General features: G+C 71.0%; 1 pseudogene. It reads right to left on the bottom strand.

The annotated features are described in order from the left end of the window. Positions 1–22 precede the first annotated feature (22 nt). Positions 23–427, bottom strand: a pseudogene (locus JHN45_RS52540) (DNA polymerase III subunit gamma and tau); the annotation flags it as partial.

A 427-nucleotide genomic window follows, 5' to 3' on the forward strand; every position in this document is an offset into this window, starting at 1 on the left:
GTGGAGGTGGCACGCCGGGTGGCTACGGCGGCGGTGCACCCGGCGTGCCACCTCCACCGCCACCGCCGCCACCGTATGAACCGCCCGGCTGCGGGGGCGGGGTGCCGCCGCCCGACGGGTCGACGACCGCCTCGATCTTCCACGTGACGTTGAACTGCTCGGACAGCGCCTGCTTCAGTACGTCCTCACTGCCGCTGCTGTTGAAGTTGTCCCGCGCCCCGGCGTTGACGAAGCCGATCTGGAGGGTCGTGCCGTCGAAGCCGGTGACCTGCGCGTTCTGGCTGAGCAGGATCCAGGTGAAACGGCGGCGGTTCTTCACCACTTCCAGGATGTTCGGCCAGAGCATGCGGGGGTCGAGTCCGCCGGCCGGGGGTTGAACGGGGGCCGCGGCATGGGTGGTGGCCTGGGGTGCGGAGGCCGGTACGGC

The organism is Streptomyces sp. MBT53 (assembly GCF_016654115.1).
Taxonomy (GTDB): Bacteria; Actinomycetota; Actinomycetes; order Streptomycetales; family Streptomycetaceae; genus Streptomyces.